This is a genomic window from Lysinibacillus sp. CNPSo 3705 (assembly GCF_028674935.1).
Classification (GTDB): Bacteria; Bacillota; Bacilli; order Bacillales_A; family Planococcaceae; genus Lysinibacillus.
Genome location: NZ_JAQZSD010000032.1, coordinates 14,380 through 37,130, shown reverse-complemented (window position 1 = coordinate 37,130; position 22,751 = coordinate 14,380). Strand labels below are relative to the sequence as shown.

The window sequence follows — 22,751 nt, the reverse complement described above, 5'->3', positions numbered from 1 at the left end:
CAAGTGGATAATATTAAAATTTCAGTTGTAATACCTGCATTCAATGCAGAGTTATATATAGAAAAAGCGATTCAAAGTATATTGAGGCAAACTGAACAAGTGTATGAAATCATTATTATTGATGATGGTAGTGTCGATCAAACCTGTAAAATCGTTCAAAAGATTCAAAAGGACGAACCGAAAATAGTTTTGCTAACACAACAAAATGCCGGAGCATCGGCGGCAAGAAATAGTGGTATTCATGAGGCTACCGGTGATTGGATATTATTATTAGATGCCGATGATGAATGTTCTGAAGAACTAGTTGAAACTTATTTGACTAAAATAAAAGAAGTTAGAGAAGATATTTCAGTAATTTATACTGCTTATTATCAAATTGATGATAATTCTAAAGTGATTTCCACGCAACTAAGTGGGAAGCGATTAAACTCAACGGAAGGGTTTTGTGATATTTTAATAAGAAATCCAATTATTTCCCCTTCTGGTGTATTAGTGAATAAAAAACATTTAAATGACATGCATGGATTTAATACGCAAATTAAGTATGTAGAAGATGTTGATTTATGGGTTCGTCTTTTAGATAGCAACTATTCAATAGAATATATTGATAGGCCCCTTTCTTACATTCGACGCCATGCAAATAATACTACCTCTAGTATGAGTACTTCACATAATGCAGAAAAGCAAATAATGGATCAATATGGTTTAGATTATATTAAAGAAAAGCTCTATAAACGGAGTTATACAATGGAGAAAAACAGTCTGGATTTTGCTTTATTTTTAATTCGTTATAAACAGTGGAAGCAATGCGAAGAACTGTTAGAGAATACTCAGATTTTAGAAGATTCACCACAATATAATAGCTATTGTTTTCTGAAATCTATTATTAATATTGAAGATAAACGATTCGATGAAGCGTTGGATGAATGTGAAAAAATACTTGTTGCAGATGTAACCCATGGGGCAGCATTGAATAATTCAGGCGTTATTTACGCAATGAATGGCAATAAAGAGCAAGCAATTATTAATTTGGAACAAGCTATGTTGCTATTTCCAGGGTATTTAGATGTTAAGCATAACATGACGCTAATAGAAAATAGTGAAACAGATAAATCACTTTTTAGATTTACTTTGCGTGAGCTAAGACCAGTATTATTATCATATAGTACAGATTAAAGAAGTGTGGTGAAAAGAGTGAAGTTAATTCTACTTTCAGGTGGATCTGGTATATGACTATGGCCACTATCTAATGGCTTGTGTGCAGAGATAGATTTCCTAATTCATATGAAGAATTACTAGAGCACTATTCAAGATTGCCTAAAAGTAGCTTTGTTTATAAAGTGGTAGAGGGGAGGATTTCACTAAAATAACTGCTTTAATCTATGATGGTTATTGGAAAGAGTTGCACTCACAGATACAGAGTTGATTGAAGTACAAATAGGTGACCATATAGTAGAAGAAGATATAACAGGACTTTCCAATTATTGATTGTAGATACTTGAGACAATAAAATAACTAAAATGCGGCTTTCATACAATACGTGGAAGTCGTATTTTTTGTTATTATATAACTAGAAATACAATGTTAGATAAAATATCCGATAAATAATATGGAATATTTTTTAGTGAATATTAATTTCTTATGGAGGTTCTAAATGATTCGCTTTATTAAACTTAGAGAAGAGCATCTTGAACAAGTTTTGGAATGGAGAACACAGGAAGATGTCACTAAATTCATGAACACGGATATTGAAAAAGATATGGATAAACAGAGAGAGTGGTTTAGAAGTATTTCAAATTCAAAAACCGATGCTTATTGGATTATTGAAATAAAGGAAAAGCCAATAGGCGTAATTTCTTTAAATAATATAGATTTTGTGAATAAAAGAACGAGCTGGGGCTTTTATATAGGAGAAGAAAAGTATCGCTTATATGGAGGGATTATACCTCCATACTTTTATAATTATATATTTTCAAAGTTCGAATTTCATAAAATCACTGCAGAAGTGATGGAAGGGAATAACAATGTTATTAAGTTGAATTTAATGCATGGTTATAGAATGGTTGGCGTATATAAAGATCATATTTTAAAAAATGGTTCGTACTCTGATTTGAATTTATTGGAGCTTCTAAAAGAAGATTGGCTAAAGCTAAATAAATTCCAAAAGTATGTATGTGAATTTGAAGAGTAAAAATATAGAATTGGAGAATAAATAAATGGATAAATTATTATTAATTATTAATGAAATGCGAGAAGAATCAGGATATGAATTAATTGAATCTTTAGAAGCTACTATGGATTTAAGAGAAGATTTACAACTAGACTCTTTAATGTTAGCGGAATTAACAGTACGAATTGAAGATGAATTTGATATAGACATTTTCGAAGACGGTATCGTTCAAACAATAGGTGAAATCATTGTTAAAATCGAAGGGAAATAATATGGAAAATGTTTTTTTAATACATAATGATATTGCTTATAGTTATCAGAAATTGCTATTGGATTTGAATAACAAGGAATATGAAATACCTTATTTATATGTGAAGGATAATCACCCCTACGATGTTTTCTTAGGTATTGTTCACAGTCTGCTTTTTGACTATCCAATTGAAGTGTTAGATGGAGATTTTTCTGAAAAAGAGATAAGTGAATTAGGTATTGATGTAAATGCGTTAACATTGAAGTCAAAACTAAAAGAACACCTCAATCTTCAGAAGTTAGATGAAGTCATGCAACGAGTGAAAGATATAGAAAACTGGCAATTAACTCTATATACATCAGGTACAACAGGGCGTCCTAAAAAGATGAGTCATACTTTCCAAACACTTACAAGAAACGTAAAAATCCATAAGAAGTTTGAAAATGATATTTGGGCTTTTGCCTATAATCCTACTCATATGGCTGGATTGCAAGTGTTTTTTCAAGCATTTCTCAATCAAAACACATTAATTTATATGTTTGGTGAGTCAATGAAGAAGATACCAGCATTAATTGAGGAATATCAGATAACTCATATTTCATCTACGGCAACTTTTTATAGAAATGTACTTCCTTATGTACAAGGAAATACGTTTTCTATGGTCAAAAGAGTGACATTTGGTGGAGAAAAGTTTGATTTACTTTTAGAAGATAAGTTAAAAGCTGTTTTTCCAAATGCTAAGATGATTAATATATATGCATCGACTGAGGCAGGTAGTTTATTTACAGCACAAAGAGATACTTTTGAAATTAAGCTGGAGCATCAACAGTGGGTGAAAATTACAGCACAACAGGAATTATGTATACATCATTCTTTACTTGGACATTCAAAGTCTCTATCACTGGATAGTGAATGGTTTCACACTGGAGATCTTGTTGAATTGGTTGATGAAACACATTTTAAGTTCCAATCACGTCAGTCGGATATGGTTAATGTAGGAGGCTACAAAGTGAATCCGCTCGAAGTAGAGAATATACTAATGCAAGTTCCAGGTGTTATCGATATTCTAGTAAAGTCTAAAAATAATAGTGTTACGGGTGAGTTACTTGTCGCAGACGTTATCAAAAATCAGGAAATGGATGAAAAAGAGTTGAAAAAAGAAATAAAACAATATGCATCTATACATTTACAAGAGTGGAAAGTTCCACGCATTATTAAGTTTGTAGATGAACTTCCTAGTACAAGAACGGGAAAGAAGGTCAGAAAATGAAATGGATTATTGTGTCTGGTGATTCAAGAGGAGTCGGCAGGGAAATTGTTCATCAAATACTAGCTAAAACAGAATTTGGTGTTATTGGTATTAGCCGTTCAAGTGAAGATGCTGCGGGCGAACTGTTAGCAAAATACCCAGACCGATTCAAACCACTCTCATATGATTTAACAGATGTGGATGGTATAAAGCAATTATATATGGAGGAGATCCGTAAAATAGGATCAATATACGGACTCGTAAATAATTCAGCTATGGCATATGACGACATTGTCTCTAACCTTAATGTTCAACAATTGCAGACAATGTTCCAAGTGAATGTATTTGCAGCTATGCACCTATCGAAGTATGCAATTAGAGATATGTTATTGCATAAAACGCAGGGCTCTATCGTACATATATCCTCTATCAGTGCTCATACGGGATATAAAGGGTTGAGCATGTATGCAGCATCTAAGGGAGCGATGGAAGCATTTTCTAAAAATACTGCTAGAGAATGGGGTAGCAAAGGAATCCGTTCTAACTGTGTTGTACCAGGTTTTATGGAAACAAGTATGAGTACAGCATTGACAGAAGACCAAAAAGCACGTATTTACCAAAGAACATCTTTGAAAAAGGAAACGGATATATCAAGTGTAGCGAGTACAGTACTTTTCTTACTTTCTGATCAAGCAAAGTCGATTACAGGTACAGTTGTTCATGTTGACAATGGAACAATATAATAGAAAATTTCTATGTAATGTAGGGTGTGATTATTTGAAAACAATAGTTATTATTCAAGCAAGAATGGGGTCATCTCGCCTACCTGGAAAAGTTTTGAAAGAACTTGGCGATGTAGATGTACTTACATATGATATAGAACGGTGTCGAGCAATTAAAGGAGTTAGTGAAGTAGTAGTTGCGACTAGTCATTTACCACAGGATGATGCAATTGCAGAATGGTGTGAAATTCATAAGGTATCTTATTTCCGTGGTTCTGAAGATGATGTACTGGATCGATATGTGCAATGTTCTAAAATTTATAAACCTGATTATGTTATGCGTGTTACATCAGATTGTCCCTTTCTTGATTATGAAATGGCAAGTGAGATTGTTTCACTAATGGAAAAGGAGCAGAAAGACATAGTATTAATGAATGGAGAGCTTTCTCGTGGATTAGCGGTTGAACTCGTTTCCTATGATGCACTATTACGTATATATGAGAGGGGGACTGAATCTCGCCATCGTGAGCATGTCACTTATTATGCATATGAATTTCCTAAGGAATTCAATGCAGTTACATATAATGTGCCTTCAAACCGTATAGCTCCTGAGTTACGTCTAACGTTAGATACTGTGGAAGATTATAAATTGGTTTCGACAGTAGCGAAGCATTTTAATAACACCCTTGTATCAAGTTTAGAAGTTATTCGTTATTTAAAAGCAACACCTCAGGTTGCTAGATTAAATGCACATATTGAACAAAAACCGGTGATTAAATGAAAAAAATAATTATTCGTACTGACGCATCAGTAGAAATTGGAAGCGGTCATGTTATGCGTTGTTTAACAATTGCTCATAATTTAAGGCAGAAAGGTTGCCATGTTCAATTTTGGATGGAGCCACATGCGGGCAATTTGATAGATTATGTTTCACAACAAGGATATGAAACTATTGTTAATGCTGAACAGGCTAATCTTTATATTATTGATCATTACGGGATTGATATGGAATGGGAACAAAATATTCGATTTTATACTAAAAAGCTAGTAGTGATTGATGATTTGGCAAGAGAGCATGATTGTGATGTATTACTAGATCAAAATGTTGTACCAAACTTTAAGGACCGTTATGATAATCTTGTACCAAAGCATTGTATCAAATTACTGGGTCCAAAGTATTTAATTATGCGTGAGGAGTTTATTGAAGCTCGTCAGCAAATTCGACAGAGCAATCAAAATATTCATCGACTTCTTGTATTTATGGGGGGAACTGATCCAACCAATGAAACAACGAAAATATTGACTGCACTAGAAAAATTGAGTTTTACCCATGTGGATGTTGTTGTAGGTAAAGGAAATGCACATAAAGAAAAAATTGAGCAAATTTGTCGTGAACGAAATTACCATTATCATTGTCAAATTTCTTATATAGCACAGCTTATGCAGCAAGCGGATTTTTCCATTGGTACAGGTGGAAGTTCAATGTGGGAGCGCTGCTATGTTGGACTCCCATCTTCAAGTACTATAGTTGCTGAAAATCAGCTCATTACAACTAACTATGCAGATCAACTTGGGGCAGTCATTAATTTAGGATGGTATGAAGATGTCACAGTAGATAAGTATAAGCATTTGTTAAATGGGTTGGGCGATATAGATGTGGAGCGACATGAAAAAATTGGTTTACAATTAACTGCCACACCACAACCAAATGCTTGGTTATCACACATAATGGAGTTGTTAGCATGATTAAAATTGGACATAAAGAAATTGGCAAGCATGCAAAGCCTTTTATTATTGCAGAAATGTCTGGCAATCATAATCAATCATTAGAAAGAGCTTTGCATTTAGTAGATTTAGCAGCTGAAGCTGGAGTGGATGCGTTAAAGCTACAAACGTATACACCTGATACAATTACATTGGATGTTCACACAGGTGAGTTTTTTATTCAAGACGATGCGAACCTTTGGAAAGGGAATTCCCTATATAATTTGTATAAAGAAGCATACACCCCTTGGGAATGGCATGAGGCAATTTTTAATCGTGCAAAAGAACATGGATTACTAGCTTTCAGTTCACCTTTTGACGAAACAGCTGTCGATTTTTTAGAAACTTTGAATGTACCTGCTTATAAGATTGCATCCTTTGAAAATGTTGATATTCCATTAATTCGAAAAGTTGCTCGCACTGGTAAACCAATTATTATTTCTACTGGTATGGCAACAGCAGCAGAGCTTGATGAAGCGGTTCGAGCTGCGAGAGCTGAAGGAAATCATCAAATTGTATTATTAAAATGTACAAGTACATACCCTGCTACATCTGCAAACTCTAATTTAGCCACTATACCTCATATGCGAGAGTTGTTTGGTACTGAAATTGGTTTATCAGACCATACGATTGGTGTTGGTGTATCGGTTGCTGCAGTAACTCTTGGAGCAACTGTTATTGAGAAACACTTTACTACCTCTCGTTCCGATGGTGGAGTGGATTCAACATTTTCTATGGAGCCACAGGAGTTAAAAATGCTTGTAGAGGAAACTGAACGAGCGTGGCAAAGCTTAGGGCAAATTCAATATGGTCCAACAGAAGCTGAAAAGGACTCAACTAAATTCCGACGTTCATTATATATAGGGGAAGACTTAAAAGCATGCGACGTTTTAACAGAAGAAAATCTTCGAAATGTTCGACCAGGTTTGGGGCTGCCAACAAAATACTATGATTTAGTACTTGGAAAGACTGTTAAGCAAGATGTAAAAAAGGGAACACCTTTAAGTTGGGAGTTATTACTTTGAAAAAACTCAATCAATTTCTTTCCTACGGTAGGCAATCAATAGATGAAGACGATATACAAATTGTTATAGAAACATTACGCTCACCTTTTTTAACACAGGGCCCAAAAATTCAACAGTTTGAACAGGCAATTGCCAATTATGTTGGTACTCAATATGCAGTTGCTTTTTGCAATGGAACTGCAGCACTTCACGCAGCCTGTTATGCGGCAGGGATTGGTGTTGGAGATGAAGTTATTACATCACCAATTACTTTCGCAGCCAGTGCTAACTGTGTTAGATATATGGGAGGAAAGGTTGTCTTTGCAGATATTGATGCAAATACTTACAACATTAATCCTGAAGAGATAAGAAAAAAGATTACACCAAATACAAAGGCAATTATCCCAGTTGATTTTACAGGTCAACCAGCTGATATGGATGTCATTATAGATATCGCACGTGAACACAATCTAGTTGTGATTGAAGACGGTGCGCATTCTCTTGGTGCTGAATATAAAGAGAAAAAAGTTGGTACACAGGCAGATATGACAATGTTTAGCTTCCATCCTGTGAAGCCAATTACGACAGCTGAAGGCGGTATTATTGTAACGAATAATGAGGACTATTATCGTAAATTACAACTATTCCATAGTCATGGTATTGAACGAACGGACTATTCGGCTGATCAAGGTGGTTGGTATTATGAAATGACTGACCTTGGCTATAATTATCGAATGACTGATTTACAAGCCGCACTTGGTTTATCACAAATGAAAAAAATTGATACGTTTATCCAACAACGTCGTGAAATTGCAGCTTTTTATACGGAGGCATTTCAAGATATAGAAGGAATTATCGTTCCACAGCAGCTAGAGGGAACTAATTCCGGCTGGCATTTGTATATGGTTCAGCTTGAGGGAATATCGCGGAAGTTTGTGTTTGAACAAATGAGATCTTTGAATATAGGAGTTCATGTACATTATATTCCTGTCTATTGGCACCCATATTATCAGGAACTGGGTTATGAACGTGGAATATGTCCAATTGCTGAAAAGTGGTATGAAAGAGCTTTAACATTACCAATTCATCCAAATATGACAGTAGAAGATTTATCAATAATCGTGTCGAATATTAAAGAATTATTAAAACAGCCGAAATAAGTAGTATAACATACAGCTTACTCTAAAAAGAGTAGGCTGTTTTAACAGGAGTTGACGACATGATTAATTTTCAGCCACTAACTGATCTCCCTAAAATGAAAATTTCAGAAAATCCGAGCATGCAGCATTATAATCCTGTTACTATGCAAGAGCTTTTTACGATTCAAAATGTTGCAAATCAAATAAATTCAAGAGCACAGATTTTTCTAGTTATTGGTGTCGGTGGTTCTTTTCTTGGTGCACGTGCGGTAATTGATGCTCTAACTCCTTATTTCCATACTAATAATGGTGTCGAAATTTTATATGCTGGAAATAATATGAGTGGTGCGTATTTAAAGCAGCTATTGTCTTATTTAGATACGAAGGACGTTTATGTCAATGTTATTTCAAAGTCTGGTTCAACGATGGAGCCTGCGCTTGCCTTTCGAGTTGTGAAAAAATATATGGAGCGACGATATGGTAAGGAGTCACATAAAAGAATAATTGTTACTACTGATGCTGAAAAAGGAATTTTAAGGAAAATAACCCTTAAAGAAGGATATCGTCAATTTATCGTTCCGACTGAAGTAGGAGGACGTTATTCAGTTTTTACGCCAGTAGGTTTACTACCAATAGCTGTTGCTGGTATTGATATAGAAGCATTTGTACGTGGTGGAAGACAAGCAGAATTAGATTTTTCTAGTGATTCGAACAGCGCTGTCGATTATGCGTATAATCGTTATGCATTATATAAACAGGGTTACTCCGTTGAATTACTTGCTTCGTTTGAGCCGAGACTCAATAAATTACATGAATGGTGGAAGCAGTTATTTGGAGAAAGTGAAGGTAAAGAGAACAAAGGATTGTATCCTTCAACTGTGAACTATTCGACAGATTTACACGCTATTGGGCAGTTTATTCAAGAGGGAAGTCGCATAATGTTTGAGACACTTATTCACTTTGACAATATTGAAGAAGATATTGAAATCCCTTTTTCTGCTGAAAATATAGATGGTCTGAATTATTTAGCAGGTAGATCTATGAATGATATAAATGCAACATCAAAAGACGGGGTAGCCCTCGCACATGAAGAAGGTGGCGTCCCTGTTATTCGTATAGAATTGCCAAAATTAGATGCATATCATGTTGGATATTTGATGATGTTCTTTATGAAAGCATGTGTTATTAGTGCTAACTTACTTGAGGTGAATCCATTTGATCAGCCTGGTGTAGAAGCATATAAAAAGAAAATGTTAGAGTTGTTAAAGGAAGATGTGGTGAAGGTTCGTGCATAGAGAGTTGTATGAGTTATGGCGACAAAAAGCGAATAGTATGTATCAAGATGAACTGCTAGAAATTGCTAATAATAAACAAGCGATAGAAGATCATTTCTATCAGTTAGTTCCTTTTGGTACGGGTGGAATGCGTGGGAAGTTAGGCGCCGGCACGAATCGTATCAATGTTCATACCATTCGTTTAGTAGCTGAAGGATTAGCTCGTCAAATTGAATGTCAGGGAGAAGCGGCGAAAATAAGTGGTGTCGTTATTGCGTATGATACACGACATTTTTCACAGGAGTTTGCTTATGAAACAGCAGGAGTTTTGGCTGCACATGGTATACAAAGCTATGTTTTTAGCGAAAGTCGACCAACTCCTGAATTAAGTTTTGCTATTCGATATTTAGCGGCTTATGCTGGAGTAGTTATTACAGCAAGTCATAATCCTAAAGAATATAATGGTTTTAAAGTATATGGACCAGATGGAGCACAGCTAACACCTCAATTTGCCGATGAAGTCTCTGAACATATGAAAAGTGTAGAAGATATTTTTAAAATTCATTCTCTCACAAAAGATGAATTATTTACATCGGGTTATTGCATTGAGATGCTAGAAAAATTGGATGATGCGTATAATGTAGCTCTAAAAACACTTGTTCATGCTAATGGTAAAAAGGATATAAACATAGTCTTTACTCCTTTGCATGGTACAGGTCTTGTGCCAACAATGCGTGCTTTAACAGAGGCAGGTTTTACAAATGTCTATATTGTAAATGAACAAGCTATTCAAGATGGTGATTTCCCAACAGTAAATTATCCAAATCCTGAAGAAGCACCCGCTTTTGAAATGGGGATAGCACTTGGTAAGAAAGTTGGAGCGGAATTAATTCTTGCGACAGACCCTGATGCAGACCGCTTAGGTGTAGCAATTTCTATTAAGGATGAATATCAATTATTAACAGGTAACCAGCTTGGAGCCCTATTATTAAATTATATACTTACTAAAAGGAAGCTTGAAGGTTCTTTACCGAGAAATGGTGTCATGTTAAAAACAATTGTGACATCGGAGTTAGGAACAGCTATTGCTGAAAGTTTTAATATCAAAACTATTAACACTCTTACAGGATTTAAATTTATAGCAGAGAAAATTGCTGAATTTGAATCAACAGGTGAGTATTCATTTTTATTTGGATATGAAGAAAGCTATGGATATCTAGCAGGAAGCTTTGTCAGAGATAAAGACGCAGTACAAATTGCCCTTTTAACTGCGGAAATGGCTGCCTATTACGCTGAACATGATTTAACACTATTAGGTGTACTAAATTCACTTTATAAACAGTATGGGTACTATCAAGAAAAATTACTATCTTTTACATATGATGGGGTAGAAGGACAAAAACTCATAGCCCATATTATGGAGTATTTAAGGAATAGTAAGTTAACTGAGATGGCTGGTATCAAAGTTAGAGAAGTAGAGGATTATAAAAGTGGTTTTATATACTTGGCTAATGAGGAAAAGCAGACATTATCATTACCTCCAACAGATGTATTAAAGTATATTCTGGATGATGGATCATGGATTTGTGTTCGACCTTCTGGGACAGAACCAAAATGTAAAGTTTATATAAGCGTAAAAAAAGACAATAAAGCAGAGGCAGATGAAACTCTAGCTAACATTGAAGATTTTATGCGTAAAATAATTAAATAATTTTTTTATAAAATTTTAACCTCTTGAATTAATTTCCAACAAAAATTCAGGAGGCTTTTTTTATTTTCAACAAGGCTCTAGCTGATTGTTTGTCAAAAAACGTGAAACAATAGAAAATCCTTCCGATAATAATGTTAAGAAATGAAAAGTTTAGGAGGTTGAATTATATGCGTATTGCATCGCAAGGACAGTCAGTTGACATGACTACTGAACCAATCAATACAAAAGCAATGAATGTGCAGGAAAATATGACGCCTAATGTTTCAATGGAAACAATCACTAAACCATTAGAAGAAAAAGCAACTTCTACCGGGGAAGAACAAGAAGTTTCAAAAAATAAACTGCAACAGGTAGTTGATGTTGTAAATGAATTTTTAGAAATCAATAACAGTTCTTCGAAATTTATTTATCACGAGGGTTTGGAACGTTATTATGTAACGATTGTAAATCGTGATACCGAAGAAGTAGTAAAGGAAATTCCACCCAAAAAATTATTAGATGCTTTCTATGAAATGCAGAAAATGGTGGGAATGATAGTAGACGAAAAAATTTAAGTAAAATTAGGAGGATGTAAATATGGTTTCAAGAATTGGCGGATTAGCCTCAGGGATGGATATAGATAGTATCGTAGCAAAACTTATGTCGGCAGAACGCGCACCTTTGTACAAATTACAGCAGCAAAAAACAAAATATGAATGGCAACGAGATGCTTATCGAAGTGTAAACACAAAAATAGATACATTTAGTAAAAATATGTTCGATAATTTTATAATGTCTAGTAACTTTGTAAAAAAATCTACTACAATATCTGGTGCTAATGCAGATAAAGTATCCATTACTGCTGGTTCAGGTGCTTCGAGTTCTTTAAATATTCAAGGAGTTCAATCACTTGCTACTGCGGCAACATCAGGTGCCAAAACAGCAGAACAGACAACTTATAGAAATGCGGTAGGAACAGATATACTAGCAAGTATTGATAACAATCTTTCTGTGCCGACTCAAGTTAATTTTAAAATTGATGGTGTAAATCAAAACATAAATATTGATTCCACAACTACTGTCTCAGGATTAGTACAACAATTAAAAGATGCTGGTTTCGAGAAGGCAAGTTATGATGAAAAAACAGGGAAATTTTCACTAGGTTCTTTTGAAGGTAAAAAAGTAGAGGTAGCAGATGCAGATAGCGCTGCATTTTTGAGAGACCAGTTAGGTTTTTCAACATCTTATACATCATCTGAAATTAAAATAAAAGATCCAAATGATGGAACTAAAGAAATATTAGCTAAATCGTCTACAACTTTAGGTGAGTTGGGTATTAACGGATCTAGTTTAACCTTCTCTATCGGTGGTGAATCACCTAAAACGGTAAGTATTGATCCTAACAAGACTATAGGAGATTTAGTAAAGGATTTAAACGCAGAGGGCTTAGATGCTTCATTTGATGCAAAAACAGGTAAATTAAATATTAAAGCGAAAGATGGTGAAACATTACAATTTGATAATGGAAGCCAAACAGATTTAGGTAAACTTGGTGTAGCACAAACTGTAGGTGCTTCCTCAAAAGCTTTTTCTCAAGTAGAGATTGCTACACATGGTGGAACTTCAGAGTCACCTACATCAAGTACCACACTACAACATTTAGGTCTATTAAATGATGGTAAATTTAAAATAAGTGCTGTTCAAGCTGATGGTAAAATGAAAGATACTATTATTGAATTTAAAGCAACAGATACAGTTGATTCTCTTATTAAACGAATTAATTCATCTGGTGCAGGAGTAACTGCATTATTCTCTAATGGACAAATGTCTATTTCAGCTAATAATACTGGAACAAATAATGAGAATGTAGATGCTGATATTCAATTGAAAAGTGTGAAAATGGTGAATGAAGATCAATCTGAAAGCATTGATAATTCCGGCTTTGAGCTATTCAATAAACTTGGATTTGTTAGTAGCCCCCCATCAGGAGAAGCAACGGTTAACTTATCTGGAAAAGGAACAAATGCTAAATATAAAATTAATGATTTGGAAATGGAAAGTCAATCTAATACAATAAATATTCAAGGTTATTCTGTTAAGCTGAATGGTACATTTAATACTGATTACAACCCTGCTACACAAGGCGTTTCAGTGTCAGCTTCCAATGACATTGATTCGATGATGACAAAAATTAAGGAGTTTGTAACTACTTACAATGGTTTAGTAAACGAACTAAATGGCTCTTTAAAAGAAACTAAATATCGTGACTATGCTCCGTTAACAAGTGAGCAAAGAGAAAAAATGTCTGAAAGTGAAATTAAGTTATGGGAAGAGAAAGCAAGGAGCGGTTTATTAAGAAATGATCAAATTTTAAGAGATGGTTTATCTAAAATGCGAATGAACTTTACGGGAGCAATAGGTGGATTAAGCGATAGTACAATTGACTCGTTATCAGAAATTGGGATAACAACGTCCTCTAAAGTTAGTGATGGTGGTACATTAGAAATTAATGAGACTAAATTACGTGCGGCATTAGAAAAAAATCCAGATCAAGTAGCCCAAATATTTACGCAGACGGGAAAGGCAAAAGATACTATCATTGATCCTGTTACTGGACAATCAAAAACTGTTGATTCACGTGGAATTGCACAACGTTTAAGAGATTCAATTGACGACTTCAAATTGAAAATTGAGAATAAAGCTGGCCGTTCAACAATGACTGATCACCAATATAATATTGGTAAAAGTATGATTGATTTAGATACACGTATTGAAAGAATGCAAAAACGCTTGGTAAGTGTAGAACAACGTTATTGGAAACAATTCACAGCCATGGAGACAGCAATCAATAAAGCAAACCAGCAATCTGGTATGTTCATGCAAGGTTCTGGAGGAGGCTTCTAAATTAGAGGCAAGGTAGGAGATTGATATGCAACTAATAGAACAACTATTGCAGGTGTCAGCTAATTTATTCAAACTTTTGGGAGATATTCCAAAAGGTGAAGATCGCGACGAATATATTGATAAAATCAACAGTATGTTAGACAAGCGTGGAAAGATTATTGAGGATTTGGTTCAAGAAGGGTTTCAATTTGACGGACAGAATCGCATTCATGGAACGTTACTTGAATTAGATAATGGAATAAAAGAACGATTGGCTGCTGTCATGAGTGCCGTAAAGCAAGATATGGCAAACCTACAGAAAACGAAAAAAAGTGAAGAGCAATACTTCAATCCATACTCGGATGTTCGAGTGATGGATGGCATGTATTATGACAAAAAGAATTAATATTTTATCTTCAATTAGCCTGGTGGACGCCGCCAGCTCAATGGAAGATAAAACTGGATGGATATTAGATGAATTGTGATAAAATATTTCACAATCTAGACGTAATTCCGCCGAGCTGTAATTGCTAATTAGCTTTTCTTCATAAAATGGTTTAAACTAGTAAATAAGTAACCTTTCAAAGGAGTTGTCCTTTATTGGCAGCAAATCTAACAGCACAAAATGCGTATAAACAAAATAGTGTTACCACTGCTTCCCCTGGTGAATTGACGTTAATGCTTTATAATGGTTGTTTAAAGTTTCTTTATAAGGCGAAACATGAGATTAAAGAAAAAAATATCCAAGAAAAAAATGCGAATCTTCAAAAGGCGCAAGCGATTATTAGCGAGCTCATGGCAACATTGAATATGGATATCGAGATGTCAAAAAATATGTTAGCTCTTTATGAATATATGAATCGTCGTTTAGTAGAGGCAAACATTAAAAATGATGTCGCTATTATTGAAGAAGTTGAGGGATTAGTGACGGAATTCCGTGATACATGGAAAGAAGTTATTCGCATTAATCGACAACAGCAATTCGGTCAGGGAAACACTGGACAAATTTAGACAACAAAGAGGCCATCCATTCATGATGGTCTCTTTTCTTTGCAAGAAATACGAGACAAGGGATTTTATATCATACAAAAGGGAAACATTTAACTCATTTCAGCGGGTGTACAAACATCCGCTGAAATGAGTTAAAGCCTCCGGCGGATACCACGGAAATCGGAATGGAGTTCTTTGTGCAAGCACAAAGCCGATTCCGGACGCAATTATGCCGAGGCATAATTGATTTGTTCATAAAATAGGTCTTTATCCTGTATAATATGTTACTTATTCCCTCTAGATGTAAAACATGCATCGTGTCATAATCAAGCTAAATAGATGTTTTGAATAGTATTGGGGTGGGTATATGATATTTAAGCGCCAAGAAGGCTTTCGATTTAAGTTCGATGAGCCTGTTAAAATGACTTTTGCGATATATGAGGATGGAAGAGTGAATCAAGCGCAAACGGCAATGGCTGATTTGCTTGATATTAGTCCACGAGGTTTAAAGATGTTTACTGAAGTAGATTTAGGTGTTAATCCTCCGCCTTTAGATTTACGATTTGTTCTTGATACTATAGAGGTACGAGCTTATGGTGAAATAATTTGGAGCCGCCCTTTTGGCAAGGGTAAACAATATGGCGTGAATTTTAATGATCAAGAATCGGTGGAGGATTTGATTGTCGAAGAGTTGAAACTACGCCGAAGAAGAGAAGCTGATGAGGCAAAACTAAATAGCATTCATTTATAAAGTGAAACATTCATCAGCGGAGGCAAATGCTACACATTATTATTGCAGGAAAAATTTTTTTGAAAAAAAGATAATTATTTTAGAGGAATTTCGTACACTTGTGTAGAAGTATAAAGTATAGCAGTTATAAAGGAGGAGTTTACATGTTAAACTTTAACATTCGCGGTGAAAATATTGAGGTAACTCCAGCTATTCGAGAGTATGTTGAGAACAAAGTCGAGAAAGTTGAACGTTATTTTAACGAAGATGTTAACGCCAACGCTAACGTAAATTTAAAGGTTTATAATGACAAGCAAACTAAAGTGGAAGTTACAATTCCAATGAAGAACTTAACTCTTCGTGCAGAAGAGCGTCATAATGATATGTATGCGGCAATTGACTTAATCGTTGATAAATTAGAACGTCAAATCCGTAAGCATAAAACAAAAGTAAACCGTAAATTCCGTGAGCGTGAAGGTACAGGCCTTTATTTTGCTACTTCTCAGGCAGCAGCAGATGCGTCAACAGAGGAAGACGAATACTCTATTGTTCGCACAAAGCAATTTGATCTAAAACCGATGGATCAAGAAGAAGCTGTCTTACAAATGAATATGCTAGGGCATGATTTCTATATCTTTACAGATGCAGAATCAAACGGCACAAATATCGTCTACAAACGCAAAGACGGTAAATATGGCTTAATTGAAACAACTTAAACTTTAATATGCACAAGGGCTCTCGCGGAAAGCGGGAGCCTTTTTATTTTCCAAATATCCCCTCAATAGTAGTAGGATGAATGCAAATATATAAGATAAGCCCCTGGCAGATATCACGGATTTTGAAAGGAGTCACCATAAGGATGTTAGCCTACCACCGTCGCTTCCTAAGATAACGGCTAAAGGATCTGCGTCGGTGCTGCTACCGTTACGCTTTCGCATCGATCGCTGCGCCACGTTAGCGCTGTGCTCTCGCACAAAAAGCATCGATCGCTGCGCCACGTTAGCGCTGTGCTCTCGCACAAAAAGCATCAGTCGCTGCGCCACGTTAGCACTGCGCTTTCGCACAAAAAACATCTACCTGGCCTAAACACAATTCAAAATTCGGATGGCATTGTTTATTTGTAGTGACAGCAACAACAATTATGCCAAGGCGTAATTGATATGATTTCCTTTCATGCTAGGGACTCTGTTTGCATGAATCTGTTATACAATGGTAAAATGGAAGCTGAGACTATATAGGAAGTGAAAAAATTCATGGTAAACCTATTAAATAAATTATTTGATTTCAATAAACGTGAAGTAAAAAAATTAGAAAAAATCGCTGACCAGGTTGAGGGATTCGCTTCTCAAATGGAACAGCTTTCAGATGATCAATTACAAGCGAAAACAGAAGAGTTTAAAAAACGCTATGCGGACGGAGAGAGTTTAGAGTCGATTCGTGCGGAAGCTTTTGCGGTTTGTCGAGAAGGCTCAAAGCGTGTGTTAGAGATGTACCCATTCCGTGTGCAAATTATGGGTGCTGCGGCATTAGATGAAGGTAATATTGCGGAAATGAAAACCGGTGAAGGTAAAACGTTAACAGCTACAATGGCTGTTTACTTAAATGCCATTACTGGTAAAGGCGTACATGTTGTGACAGTCAACGAATATTTGGCGAGTCGTGATGCTGAAGAAATGGGGCATTTGTATAATTTCTTAGGCTTAACGGTTGGTTTAAACTTGAACAGCCTATCAAAAGAAGAAAAACGTGCAGCCTATGAAGCGGATATTACGTATAGTACAAACAATGAGCTAGGCTTTGACTATTTACGTGATAATATGGTGCTTTATAAAGAAGAACGTGTACAACGTCCGCTGCATTTTGCAGTAATCGATGAGGTTGACTCGATTTTAATTGATGAAGCGCGTACGCCATTAATTATTTCGGGTCAGGCTGGGAAATCAGCGCAGCTATATAAACAGTCGAATGCGTTTGTTCGTATGTTAAGTGCAGAAACAGATTACACATATGAAGAGTCGACAAAAGGTGTTACGTTAACAGATGCTGGTGTTGAAAAAGCAGAGAAAGCATTTGGCATAGATAATCTATTTGATTTAACACATGTGCGTTTAAACCATGCGATTAACCAATCGTTAAAGGCACATGTCAGTATGCATAATGATGTTGATTATGTTGTACAAGATGGTGAAATCATTATTGTTGACGGCTTTACAGGTCGTTTAATGAAAGGTCGCCGTTACTCAGATGGACTACATCAGGCAATCGAGGCCAAAGAGGGTGTAGAGATTCAAAATGAATCGATGACGATGGCGACAATTACGTTCCAAAACTACTTCCGTATGTATCAAAAACTTTCGGGTATGACAGGTACTGCGAAAACAGAGGAAGAGGAATTCCGTAATATTTATAATATGAATGTTGTCGCGATTCCTACGAATAAGCCGATTGCTCGTGATGACCGTCCAGACTTAATTTTTGCTTCGATGGAAGGGAAATATAAAGCGGTGGCGGCAGATATTGCAGAGCGCCATAAAGCTGGACAACCAGTTCTTGTTGGTACTGTCGCAATTGAAACGTCTGAAATAATTTCGAATTTATTGGATAAACATAAAATCCCACATAACGTCTTAAACGCGAAAAACCATGAGCGTGAAGCTGAAATTATTGCGAATGCAGGTACAAAAGGTGCAGTAACAATTGCAACAAACATGGCTGGCCGTGGTACAGACATTAAGCCTGGTGAAGGTGTAATGGAGCTTGGTGGTTTAGCGGTAATTGGTACGGAGCGTCATGAATCTCGTCGTATCGATAATCAGCTGCGTGGTCGTTCTGGTCGTCAAGGGAACCCAGGGATTACTCAATTCTATCTATCACTAGAAGATGAATTAATGCGTCGTTTTGGCTCCGATAATATGAAGAACATGATGATGAAATTAGGGATGGATGATTCACAGCCATTACAATCTAAAGTTGTTTCAAGAGCAGTAGAATCAGCTCAAAAACGTGTTGAAGGTAATAACTTCGATGCTCGTAAACGCTTATTACAATATGATGATGTGTTACGTCAGCAACGTGAGATTATTTATAAAGAGCGTTACGACGTATTAGAAACAGAAAATATGCGTGTACTTGTTGAGTCTATGATTCAAGAAACGATCGACAACGTTGTCGCAATGTATACGCAAGGTGAGCAAAAAGATTGGCATTTAAAAGCAATTGATGACTTTGTATCAGCAAATCTATTAGATGAAGGCGATCTAAAGGTGGAAGATTTCCAAGGTAAATCCGCAGAAGAGATTAACCAGCTAATTTCAAACGCTGTTCAAACGCGTTATAATGAAAAAGAAGAACAGCTTACACCAGAACGTATGCGTGAATTTGAAAAGGTAATCTTACTTCGCTCAATTGATACAAAGTGGATTGATCATATTGATGCGATGGATCAGCTACGTCAAGGTATCCATCTTCGTGCATATGGTCAAAATGATCCACTTCGTGAGTATCAACAAGAGGGCTTTGCTATGTTTGAGGATATGGTCGCTTCCATTCGCGAAGATGTAGCAAAATATGCGATGAAGGCAGAAATCCATAATAATTTAGAGCGTGAAGAAGTTGCAAAAGGTCAAGCTGTTAATCCGAAAGAGGATGGCGGCTCAGCTCCGAAAAAGCAACCTGTCCGTAAAGCTGAAAATGTCGGGCGTAATGATTTATGTCCATGCGGAAGCGGTAAGAAATTTAAAAACTGCCATGGTGCAGCTCAATAATATTCGAAAAAGATCATTTTAACTGTATGTTAAAATGGTCTTTTTTTCGATGTTTTAGGATCTTTTCACGGATCCGCCTGCTGCTAGCTATACTATAGCAACCGCAAGTTAAGTAGTTTTCAAATCTCAGAAAATTAGAAAAAGAGGTATATGATACTACAACAATAGGTAAATAGTTCAATGAAAAGGGTAATGTTTATAACTTTCTTGTGATTTATTATAAATATGTGAATAGTTGAAAAGTTTTGGGTATTTGAGTCTATTTTTAAATAAAGGGGGGATTTATGGATATAGATTATAATCCTCGAGGAAATACATTGGCGTTTACCAATATATTTATTAGTATTTTTCTCTTTACTAGAAAAACATACAATTTTGAGGAGGATTGACATGCATAATGATGACATTATGAGTAGTAAAACGATGCTGTATATACCGGAGTATGATGCACATGGTAACTTGGGTACACGTGTAATAGAAAGGGATCGCGAATATATATCAAAATTAGCGCCGACAAAATTAATGGATTATAATCTACGTTATTTCGGTTCTAGCTTAAGAGGGGCTTTTGATGGATCGAGAATGATACTTGGAAAGTTGAATAAAAATCCAATAGTTGTTCATGAACAAAGCAATATTGTATGGTTTCCAAGTAAGTCTTATTTACGACGTGACTGTAAATGGTTTGCTGTTCATCATATTCAGGACTATCTAGCTATCGATAAAAAGAATACAAAAGTAATTTTTATGAACGGCTATGAAACTAATGTGGATCTAAGTGTTAGGTCATTTGAAAACAGAATTCAAAGAGCTTTTCTACTAAAATATAAACTGGAAAAACGAACAAAAAATTTATTAGTTCAATATGATCAAAGTAAAGTATTCCAACGTATGGCAAACGATGTTATCTTTGAGGATGAAGCTGAAAAAGACTAAAACGAATGCTGAGGTTGTAAAAAAGTATGTTTTCCGCCGTAAAAACGTTATAATAAAGAGATCGGGGCTTTAATGAAGTATCAGTATTTTAAAAGTTTGCCCCATAAATAACGTTCGGAGGATTTAACAATGATTGAATTAGCAGATGTACGTAACGCGTTAGACACTTCAGCCAAAAAATTGGCGGATTTTAGGGGGTCTCTTTGACTTAGAAAACAAAGAGGCACGTATTCAAGAATTAGATGAAATGATGCTTGAGCCAGGTTTCTGGGATGATCAGCAAGGGGCACAGGTAATCATTAATGAGAGTAATGGCTTAAAGGCAACTGTTAATGAGTATAAAGATTTATTGGAAACATATGAGAACCTAGATATGACGTTAGAGCTATTGCGCGAAGAGCCTGATGAAGAATTGCAGGAGGAGCTAGGCAATGAATTAGTAGAATTCCAGCAAAAAATGGGCGATTTTGAGCTGCAATTACTATTAAGCGGTCCATACGATCAAAATAATGCAATTTTAGAGCTACATCCAGGAGCAGGTGGTACGGAATCTCAGGATTGGGGCTCGATGCTGCTTCGTATGTACACACGCTGGGCGGAAAAACGTGGCTTTAAAGTCGAAACAGTTGATTATCTTCCAGGCGATGAAGCAGGAATTAAATCTGTAACATTGTCCATTAAGGGTCATAATGCTTATGGCTATTTGCAAGCAGAAAAAGGTGTCCATCGTTTAGTACGTATTTCACCGTTTGACTCTTCGGGTCGTCGTCATACATCGTTCGTTTCTTGTGATGTTATGCCTGAATTCGATGACAATATTGAAATTGATATTCGTACAGAGGATTTAAAAATTGATACGTATCGTGCAACAGGTGCAGGTGGTCAGCATATTAATACGACAGATTCAGCTGTTCGTATTACGCACATTCCAACTGGTACTGTCGTACAATGTCAGGCTGAACGCTCACAAATTAAAAACCGTGAAAAAGCAATGACAATGTTAAAAGGGAAACTCTATCAATTAGAGATCGATAAGCAGCAGGCACAGCTAGATGAAATCCGTGGTGAACAGAAGGAAATCGGCTGGGGCTCACAAATTCGTTCCTATGTATTCCATCCATATTCAATGGTGAAAGATCATCGTACAAATGAAGAAACAGGTAATGTAGGAGCTGTGATGGATGGTGATGTTGATCCATTCATTAATGCATATTTACGTTCAAAAATCGGCTAATGAAAGCCCCTCAGAGACACAATAAAATTGTGCTTTGAGGGGTTTTTTAGTTTCTAAATCAATTGTGCATCGGTATAATTGCATCCGGAATCGGCTTTGTGATATCCGCCGGAGGTTTATCAGCGGATGTTGGAACCCCCCTGATAAGTGACTTAAAACCGTATTTATCTCACCCCTGTACCTGTCGCTACGCTTTCGATCAAAAGATATTTTGCTGAAAGAAGTTAAAAAGGTGGATGGTACGGAGCGTCTTGGCTAATCTCCTTGCGTTCATTCATGTAATGTTTATAGAGCATCGATGCATTGACAAATTGCTTGCTGATCGAAGCATATTGAATAGGTAGCTCAATCTGTTTATCATTTTTCAGTGTAACGATACAGCCCGTTTTACTCGCTACAATATTCGAAATGGCGTGAAGTCCAATCCAAATATTGTGGATAGAGTTTGGAGAATAGGTTGGTAGAAAAATACAAGGATAACCATAATCATAAGCAACAACGATTGGAAGCTTATGTTGATTGCCGAAAAAGCGTTTGGCAGAATGTCTTGCTGCTTCATAGGTTGTGCCGAGTGAGATACAAGATTTTCGTAATATATGCATTGGTTTCCGCGTGACGATAAGCTCATTATGCTTATCAATGACTCGTGTGAAAATTTTAGAATCATACTGCACTGGCTGAAGTAAATAGGTGTTGAAAGACATTAAATACCCATTGATGTAGTTTGCCGACATTTATGTAAACCTCCTTTTTCTATTTGTTATTGAAGTGTAGAACATAAAATTGAATTCTGAAAGTATAGACAAAAGGAGAAAACCGTTGATATTTCAAGCTTTTATATAAAGAAATTGCTTGAAATTGCACGAGATTAATAGTAAATCGAAGTGATTTTCAGTTCTTAAGCATTGCATTTTAACGTCAATTTTCTTATAATTTAGAAAAGGATCGAGGT

General features: G+C 35.8%; 21 protein-coding genes. 20 read left to right on the top strand and 1 reads right to left on the bottom strand.

The genetic code is table 11. From position 1 onward, the window contains the following. Window positions 1–3: 3 nt before the first annotated feature. From PVA17_RS14620 to prfB, 20 genes are all read left to right on the top strand, one after another. Entirely contained in the window at window positions 4–1,176 is a 1,173-nt protein-coding gene (locus PVA17_RS14620) for a glycosyltransferase (protein WP_274068084.1), read from the top strand. A gap of 478 nt (window positions 1,177–1,654) precedes the next feature. Further along, window positions 1,655–2,191 carry a UDP-4-amino-4,6-dideoxy-N-acetyl-beta-L-altrosamine N-acetyltransferase gene (gene pseH / locus PVA17_RS14615; RefSeq protein ID WP_274068083.1) on the top strand — a complete coding sequence of 179 codons (537 nt, stop codon included), beginning with the start codon at window positions 1,655–1,657 and terminating at the stop codon, window positions 2,189–2,191. Between the two features lie 25 nt (window positions 2,192–2,216). Then, on the top strand, window positions 2,217–2,441 hold the full coding sequence (locus PVA17_RS14610; protein WP_274068082.1) for an acyl carrier protein: 225 nt from the start codon (window positions 2,217–2,219) through the stop codon (window positions 2,439–2,441). Between the two features lies 1 nt (window position 2,442). Further along, window positions 2,443–3,690, top strand: coding sequence for an ANL family adenylate-forming protein (locus PVA17_RS14605; protein WP_274068081.1), 1,248 nt, complete (start codon window positions 2,443–2,445; stop codon window positions 3,688–3,690). Further along, window positions 3,687–4,412, top strand: a complete 726-nt coding sequence (locus PVA17_RS14600; RefSeq protein WP_079559511.1) for an SDR family NAD(P)-dependent oxidoreductase — start codon at window positions 3,687–3,689, stop codon at window positions 4,410–4,412. The genes PVA17_RS14605 and PVA17_RS14600 overlap by 4 nt, the downstream gene beginning before the upstream one ends. A gap of 34 nt (window positions 4,413–4,446) precedes the next feature. Then, complete coding sequence (locus PVA17_RS14595; RefSeq protein ID WP_274068080.1) at window positions 4,447–5,172, top strand: glycosyltransferase family protein; 726 nt, start codon at window positions 4,447–4,449, stop codon at window positions 5,170–5,172. Then, window positions 5,169–6,137 (top strand): UDP-2,4-diacetamido-2,4,6-trideoxy-beta-L-altropyranose hydrolase, encoded by a 969-nt coding sequence (gene pseG, locus PVA17_RS14590; protein WP_274068079.1) that lies wholly within the window; start codon window positions 5,169–5,171, stop codon window positions 6,135–6,137. The genes PVA17_RS14595 and pseG overlap by 4 nt, the downstream gene beginning before the upstream one ends. Further along, window positions 6,134–7,180, top strand: a complete 1,047-nt coding sequence (gene pseI / locus PVA17_RS14585) for a pseudaminic acid synthase (protein ID WP_274068078.1) — start codon at window positions 6,134–6,136, stop codon at window positions 7,178–7,180. The genes pseG and pseI overlap by 4 nt, the downstream gene beginning before the upstream one ends. After that, entirely contained in the window at window positions 7,177–8,319 is a 1,143-nt protein-coding gene (gene pseC, locus PVA17_RS14580) for a UDP-4-amino-4,6-dideoxy-N-acetyl-beta-L-altrosamine transaminase (RefSeq protein WP_274068077.1), read from the top strand. Before pseI ends, pseC begins: the two co-directional genes overlap by 4 nt. 59 nt (window positions 8,320–8,378) lie before the next feature. Then, window positions 8,379–9,593 carry a glucose-6-phosphate isomerase gene (locus tag PVA17_RS14575; RefSeq protein WP_274068076.1) on the top strand — a complete coding sequence of 405 codons (1,215 nt, stop codon included), beginning with the start codon at window positions 8,379–8,381 and terminating at the stop codon, window positions 9,591–9,593. A 37-nt stretch (window positions 9,594–9,630) separates the two neighbouring features. Beyond that, a complete protein-coding gene (locus PVA17_RS14570; protein ID WP_483308027.1) occupies window positions 9,631–11,283 on the top strand; it encodes a phospho-sugar mutase in 1,653 nt (550 codons plus the stop codon). A 266-nt stretch (window positions 11,284–11,549) separates the two neighbouring features. Then, window positions 11,550–11,837 carry a flagellar protein FlaG gene (locus tag PVA17_RS14565; RefSeq protein WP_483308026.1) on the top strand — a complete coding sequence of 96 codons (288 nt, stop codon included), beginning with the start codon at window positions 11,550–11,552 and terminating at the stop codon, window positions 11,835–11,837. A gap of 22 nt (window positions 11,838–11,859) precedes the next feature. Beyond that, window positions 11,860–14,166 carry a flagellar filament capping protein FliD gene (fliD, locus tag PVA17_RS14560; RefSeq protein WP_274068073.1) on the top strand — a complete coding sequence of 769 codons (2,307 nt, stop codon included), beginning with the start codon at window positions 11,860–11,862 and terminating at the stop codon, window positions 14,164–14,166. Between the two features lie 25 nt (window positions 14,167–14,191). After that, window positions 14,192–14,551 carry a flagellar protein FliT gene (gene fliT, locus PVA17_RS14555; RefSeq protein WP_274068072.1) on the top strand — a complete coding sequence of 120 codons (360 nt, stop codon included), beginning with the start codon at window positions 14,192–14,194 and terminating at the stop codon, window positions 14,549–14,551. 194 nt (window positions 14,552–14,745) lie between these two features. Next, window positions 14,746–15,156: a flagellar export chaperone FliS gene (fliS, locus tag PVA17_RS14550; protein ID WP_274068071.1), complete on the top strand. Its 411-nt coding sequence runs from the start codon at window positions 14,746–14,748 to the stop codon at window positions 15,154–15,156. A 346-nt stretch (window positions 15,157–15,502) separates the two neighbouring features. Further along, window positions 15,503–15,886, top strand: a complete 384-nt coding sequence (locus PVA17_RS14545) for a PilZ domain-containing protein (protein WP_274068070.1) — start codon at window positions 15,503–15,505, stop codon at window positions 15,884–15,886. 143 nt (window positions 15,887–16,029) lie between these two features. Then, window positions 16,030–16,581 (top strand): ribosome hibernation-promoting factor, HPF/YfiA family, encoded by a 552-nt coding sequence (gene hpf, locus PVA17_RS14540; RefSeq protein ID WP_132360578.1) that lies wholly within the window; start codon window positions 16,030–16,032, stop codon window positions 16,579–16,581. A gap of 537 nt (window positions 16,582–17,118) precedes the next feature. After that, the gene (secA, locus tag PVA17_RS14535; RefSeq protein ID WP_132360581.1) at window positions 17,119–19,629 is read left to right on the top strand and encodes a preprotein translocase subunit SecA; all 2,511 of its coding nucleotides are present in this window, start codon (window positions 17,119–17,121) and stop codon (window positions 19,627–19,629) included. A 390-nt stretch (window positions 19,630–20,019) separates the two neighbouring features. Continuing rightward, a complete protein-coding gene (locus PVA17_RS14530; RefSeq protein ID WP_132360583.1) occupies window positions 20,020–20,565 on the top strand; it encodes a competence protein ComK in 546 nt (181 codons plus the stop codon). A 129-nt stretch (window positions 20,566–20,694) separates the two neighbouring features. Continuing rightward, window positions 20,695–21,799 (top strand): peptide chain release factor 2 gene (gene prfB, locus PVA17_RS14525; protein WP_402933768.1). Its coding sequence is split into 2 segments (ribosomal slippage): window positions 20,695–20,769 and window positions 20,771–21,799, totalling 1,104 coding nucleotides; the frame shifts between segments, so codons are not numbered across the junction. A 224-nt stretch (window positions 21,800–22,023) separates the two neighbouring features. Here the strand turns inward: prfB and PVA17_RS14520 are convergent. Beyond that, window positions 22,024–22,533: a competence protein ComK gene (locus tag PVA17_RS14520; RefSeq protein ID WP_274068069.1), complete on the bottom strand. Its 510-nt coding sequence runs from the start codon at window positions 22,531–22,533 to the stop codon at window positions 22,024–22,026. Between the last annotated feature and the right edge of the window lie 218 nt (window positions 22,534–22,751).

Bases quoted from the DNA above. Each gene is read 5' to 3' on its own strand.
- pseH (WP_274068083.1), top strand. From the start codon at position 1,655: ATGATTCGCTTTATTAAACTTAGAGAAGAGCATCTTGAACAAGTTTTG.
- PVA17_RS14610 (WP_274068082.1), top strand. From the start codon at position 2,217: ATGGATAAATTATTATTAATTATTAATGAAATGCGAGAAGAATCAGGA.
- PVA17_RS14605 (WP_274068081.1), top strand. From the start codon at position 2,443: ATGGAAAATGTTTTTTTAATACATAATGATATTGCTTATAGTTATCAG.
- PVA17_RS14600 (WP_079559511.1), top strand. From the start codon at position 3,687: ATGAAATGGATTATTGTGTCTGGTGATTCAAGAGGAGTCGGCAGGGAA.
- pseG (WP_274068079.1), top strand. From the start codon at position 5,169: ATGAAAAAAATAATTATTCGTACTGACGCATCAGTAGAAATTGGAAGC.
- pseI (WP_274068078.1), top strand. From the start codon at position 6,134: ATGATTAAAATTGGACATAAAGAAATTGGCAAGCATGCAAAGCCTTTT.
- PVA17_RS14575 (WP_274068076.1), top strand. From the start codon at position 8,379: ATGATTAATTTTCAGCCACTAACTGATCTCCCTAAAATGAAAATTTCA.
- PVA17_RS14570 (WP_483308027.1), top strand. From the start codon at position 9,631: ATGTATCAAGATGAACTGCTAGAAATTGCTAATAATAAACAAGCGATA.
- PVA17_RS14565 (WP_483308026.1), top strand. From the start codon at position 11,550: ATGGAAACAATCACTAAACCATTAGAAGAAAAAGCAACTTCTACCGGG.
- fliD (WP_274068073.1), top strand. From the start codon at position 11,860: ATGGTTTCAAGAATTGGCGGATTAGCCTCAGGGATGGATATAGATAGT.
- fliT (WP_274068072.1), top strand. From the start codon at position 14,192: ATGCAACTAATAGAACAACTATTGCAGGTGTCAGCTAATTTATTCAAA.
- PVA17_RS14545 (WP_274068070.1), top strand. From the start codon at position 15,503: ATGATATTTAAGCGCCAAGAAGGCTTTCGATTTAAGTTCGATGAGCCT.
- hpf (WP_132360578.1), top strand. From the start codon at position 16,030: ATGTTAAACTTTAACATTCGCGGTGAAAATATTGAGGTAACTCCAGCT.
- secA (WP_132360581.1), top strand. From the start codon at position 17,119: ATGGTAAACCTATTAAATAAATTATTTGATTTCAATAAACGTGAAGTA.
- PVA17_RS14530 (WP_132360583.1), top strand. From the start codon at position 20,020: ATGCATAATGATGACATTATGAGTAGTAAAACGATGCTGTATATACCG.
- PVA17_RS14520 (WP_274068069.1), bottom strand. From the start codon at position 22,533: ATGTCGGCAAACTACATCAATGGGTATTTAATGTCTTTCAACACCTAT.